The organism is Terriglobia bacterium (assembly GCA_036496425.1).
Classification (GTDB): Bacteria; Acidobacteriota; Terriglobia; order 20CM-2-55-15; family 20CM-2-55-15; genus 20CM-2-55-15.
Window position 1 is genome coordinate 1 of the sequence record DASXLG010000130.1, and the last position, 4,013, is coordinate 4,013.

At 55.9% G+C, this 4,013-nt stretch carries 6 protein-coding genes; 2 read left to right on the forward strand and 4 right to left on the reverse strand.

What is annotated here, in order from left to right; genetic code table 11:
• From VGK48_08875 to VGK48_08885, 3 genes are all read right to left on the reverse strand, one after another.
• Positions 1–194, reverse strand: a 194-nt coding sequence (locus VGK48_08875) for a hypothetical protein (GenBank protein HEY2381278.1), incomplete at its 3' end; no start/stop codon positions are given.
• Positions 191–1,270 (reverse strand): bifunctional DNA-binding transcriptional regulator/O6-methylguanine-DNA methyltransferase Ada, encoded by a 1,080-nt coding sequence (gene ada, locus VGK48_08880; GenBank protein ID HEY2381279.1) that lies wholly within the window; start codon positions 1,268–1,270, stop codon positions 191–193. The genes VGK48_08875 and ada, both read right to left, overlap by 4 nt.
• 159 nt (positions 1,271–1,429) lie before the next feature.
• Positions 1,430–1,783: a DUF488 domain-containing protein gene (locus tag VGK48_08885; protein ID HEY2381280.1), complete on the reverse strand. Its 354-nt coding sequence runs from the start codon at positions 1,781–1,783 to the stop codon at positions 1,430–1,432.
• 219 nt (positions 1,784–2,002) lie between these two features.
• Here VGK48_08885 and VGK48_08890 point away from each other — a divergent pair, with 219 nt between their 5' ends.
• Complete coding sequence (locus VGK48_08890; GenBank protein HEY2381281.1) at positions 2,003–2,737, forward strand: cytochrome P460 family protein; 735 nt, start codon at positions 2,003–2,005, stop codon at positions 2,735–2,737.
• A 74-nt stretch (positions 2,738–2,811) separates the two neighbouring features.
• Positions 2,812–3,720 carry an IS3 family transposase gene (locus VGK48_08895; protein ID HEY2381282.1) on the forward strand — a complete coding sequence of 303 codons (909 nt, stop codon included), beginning with the start codon at positions 2,812–2,814 and terminating at the stop codon, positions 3,718–3,720.
• Here VGK48_08895 and VGK48_08900 read toward each other — a convergent pair.
• On the reverse strand, positions 3,717–4,013 hold a 297-nt coding region (locus tag VGK48_08900), incomplete at its 5' end, for a hypothetical protein (protein HEY2381283.1). The two genes, VGK48_08895 and VGK48_08900, sit on opposite strands and share 4 nt — an antisense overlap.

The window sequence follows — 4,013 nt, forward strand, 5'->3', positions numbered from 1 at the left end:
TCTTCATTTGCATACAAGCCTGCCAGTCCATTACATTCCTGAACGGTAAGGGCGCCGCTCAACACCGCGTTTCCATATTCGTTCAGCCCTTTCGTTATGCCTGGCCAATCCATAGCCTCAGCGCTGGCCACCGCCCGCGCCGGCGGCGTTATGCGGTTTAAATGGGTCAGCTCGTCAACGGTGGCCGAGATCATGCCTGGGCCTCCCTCTCAAGGAGCGCGCGCTTCCGTTCAACTCCCCAGCGATAGCCGGATAACGAGCCGTCGTTCCGGACGACTCGATGACACGGGATCGCAATGGCGAGTTCGTTTGCGCCGCACGCCTGTGCCACAGCCCGAACAGCCTTCGGCATGCCGATCTTCGCCGCGATGTCGGTATAGCTCGCGGTCGAGCCAGGCGGAATCTGCCGCAACGCCTTCCAGACGCGTTGCTGGAACGCGGTGCCACGAATATCGAGAGGCAGATCGAAGCCGTGGCCGGGCTGCTCGACGAGAGCGAAGACCTTCGCCACAAGTTGCTCATAGCCAGGCTCGTTTCCGATCAGGTTGGCCTTCGGAAACTGTTTTTCCAGGTCGTGGATCAACACATCGGGATCGTCGCCAATCAGAATCGAACAAACTCCTTTGTTGCTCTGCGCGGCGAGGATCGAGCCCAGTGAACACTGGCCGATGGCGAAATAGATATCGGTGTCGGCCCCGCCGCCACGGAATCGGGAGGGCGTCATGCCCAGAACGTTGTTGGAACTCTCGTAGAAACGGCTGTTTGAATTGAAGCCCGCGTCATAAATTGCATCGGTCACGGTATTGCTCCTTTCGAGCGAAGTTCGCACACGGTTGCTGCGGTGTGCTTCGGCAAACTCTTTGGGGGTGAGCCCTGTGACGGCTTTGAAAGTCCGATGGAAGTGATAAACACTCATGCCAGCCACGCTGGCCAATTCTTTTAGCAAAGGAGCATGATCTGAACGCTCGATCAGACGGCATGCCGCGGCGATTTTCTCCGAATTCAGTTCTGTGAGCGCGGGTCCGTCCGGTTTGCAACGCTTGCAGGGTCGGAAACCTGCCTTTTTCGCCTCCTCGCGGGATGAGTAGAATTGCACATTTTCAGGCCGCGGAGGCCGGGCTGCGCATGATGGCCTGCAGTACACTCCCGTAGTTTTTACGGAGTAGTAAAATTGCCCATCCGCGGTGCGGTCTCGATTCACGATTGAAAGCCAGCGTGGATCGCTTGTCGTTGCGCTTGCTCGTTTTTCACTCGTCGATAGCTGGTTCATTCTCAGATCGGTCCTTTTTCCTGCCGCTGAGATCACTTTATCCGTCTTTGCGAAATGCAACACTCCGTTCCTTGCTTTCAAATTCGCTGCGTTAGAGGCCGATACGGAGAAAATTAGGAACAGCCCGAGGATCGGTCGAAATCCGGCTGTTGCCGCGAGTTACGCGGTCGAATCCTTCAGGATGGACCGGAGAACCGCAGCCTCATTGTGCTGTTCGTCCTTCGCGCCAAAAAGAAGCGTGACCGCACCGCTCTGCGCTTCCCGCTTCAAAATCAAAACGGAACCAGCGTTCTTTTTCAACTCGTCGCGGTATCGTTTCTGAAATTCTCCCCACCGAGCCGGATCATGGCCGAACCATTTCCGGAGTTCCGTGGTCGGCGCAATGTCCTTCAGCCATAGATCGACTCCGGCCTTTTCTTTGGTAAGGCCGCGCGGCCAAAGCCTATCCACAAGGACTCTCTTCCCGTCGTGTTCGTCTCTTGGCTCGTAAACTCTTTTGATTCGAACGTTCATGCTGCCTTTGAAACCTCATTCGAGTCGACTTGTCACAGGGGCGCTCTTAGCCCATCATACGTATCTGAAGGGCCCGATGGTCTATCGTTAGACGCCCTTTTGTACGATGCGGTAATCGTCCCAAATTGCTCGATCTGACAATACGAGGCCCCGTCCGTCCGGATACGATCATCTCGACACGGTACCCCGCGCATTTGCGTGAGTGGAGAGGAGAATCGGATGTATTTTCGGATGGCAGGCGCGATTGTCCTGGTAGCTCTGGGAATTCAATCGCGAATCAATGCGCAAAGTAAACCAGTATTCGACGGATTCAAAGTCGTTGACAAGAATGGCAATATCAGCAAACCAGAGGACTATCGCGACATATTTCAGATGATTGGGGCGTATGCGGTAATCGATCCGAAAGGGAATGAATTGCACTATAGTTATGCCTCGCCGGGAGCCATTGATTCGTACCGCCGCAACAAGAAGTTTGCGGATGGCACCGTCCTCGTCAAGGAGGTCTTCGGGACCGAACACGCCCCAGCTAACCCACCGGCAATGCTCATTGGGCGTCCAACATCAAAGTATGTTCCGGTTCAGCTGAAAGGTGAAAAAAGACTTGAAGAGCTTCGAAATCCATCCGATGAGGAATTTGGAGCGAGAGACTTGAAGAAAGAACGTCGAAACTGGAGCGCGGAAGAAAAGACTAAATTACTGCGCCGGCACCTGGTCGAAAAGGTTCCGATCTCGAAGATCTGTGAGGAGGCGCAGCTGGCGCCAAGCCTGTTTCATTACTGGCAGGAGCGGCTATTCGTAAATGCCGCGCTGGCCCTGGAAGGCAAGCGTCCGGAACGAAGCCATGACCAGCAGCGCATCGAAAAGCTGGAAAGCAAAATGCGGCAGAAGGACGAAGTTCTGGCCGAATTAATGGCGGAGCATGTCGCATTAAAAAAAGAGTTTGGGGAACTCTGAACGGTTGCTGGGTCGAGCCGGATGTCCGCGACCAGGTCGTCGACTTTCTTCGGAAATGGTCGAACAAGACCGGCTTGGCTATCGACTGTTTGTTGCAGTGGTTGGGGCTGAGCGCTGGTAAGTATTACGACTGGCGGGAACGCTACGGCAAGACCAACCAGCACAACGGCTGGGTTCCCCGAGACTTCTGGCTGGCCGGCTGGGAGAAGAAAGCCATCCTGGATTTCCAGGCGCAATATCCTCTGGAAGGCTACCGGCGATTGACCTACATGATGATCGACGCCGATGTGGCCGCGGTGAGCCCGTCGAGCGTCTTCCGGGTTTTGCACGAAGCTGGCCGGCTGGTGCGATTTCCGCACCGTGTTTCGAAAAAGGGGACCGGCTTTGAGCAGCCGCTGGCGCCGCACGAGCACTGGCATATAGATATCGCCCATATCAACATTCACGGGACTTTCTACTACCTGTGCGCGGTGTTGGATGGGGCCAGCCGCTATATCGTGGACTGGAGCTTGCGGGAGTCGATGCGCGAGCCGGATGTGGAAATCCTTCTGCAGCGTGCCAAGGAGCGATTTCCCGACGCGCGTCCGCGGATCATCTCCGATAATGGGCCGCAGTTCATCGCCAAGGACTTCAAGGAGTTCATCCGGATTTCGGGCATGACGCATGTGCGCACCGCGCCTTATTATCCGCAATCGAACGGGAAAATCGAGCGCTGGAACCAATCCATTAAGAGCGAATGTATCCGGCCCGGGGTGCCGTTGTCGCTAGACGACGCCCATCATCTGATCGCTCAGTATGTTCGGGTGTACAACGAACGGCGGCTGCACAGCTCACTCGGCTATGTAACACCGAAGGATGTGCTCGAAGGCCGCCGCGCCGAGATCCATACGGGCCGCGATCGCAAGATTGAGCTGGCGCGTCGGCAGCGGGAAGAGGCGGCGCGAACTCAGTCCGCGGCTGAAGTGAAAAAACGAATTGCTTAACCGATAAGATGTTTGTCAGGCAAAACGGAAGCGGCACTGCGGGGACGCAACCATGCCGAGGGATAACCTGGCGGACTCATCGGGACGATGATCATGGGGCGGGCGGTATGTAGTTTAGGCCGCCCCAAAATCCAACCATCGGACCGGTAGATCCTCATGCCTTCAAAATCCCCGCCCGCAAGGGCGGAATCTCTCCTCTTCGGCGAGATTTCGGGCTCATCTTCACGCTGAACCAAAACAATGGTCATGGATTGCCCAGCCGGAATATCAGCGCACCGTGCTTTTTCTCTCGC

Bases quoted from the DNA above. Each gene is read 5' to 3' on its own strand.
- ada (HEY2381279.1), bottom strand. From the start codon at position 1,270: ATGAACCAGCTATCGACGAGTGAAAAACGAGCAAGCGCAACGACAAGC.
- VGK48_08885 (HEY2381280.1), bottom strand. From the start codon at position 1,783: ATGAACGTTCGAATCAAAAGAGTTTACGAGCCAAGAGACGAACACGAC.
- VGK48_08890 (HEY2381281.1), top strand. From the start codon at position 2,003: ATGTATTTTCGGATGGCAGGCGCGATTGTCCTGGTAGCTCTGGGAATT.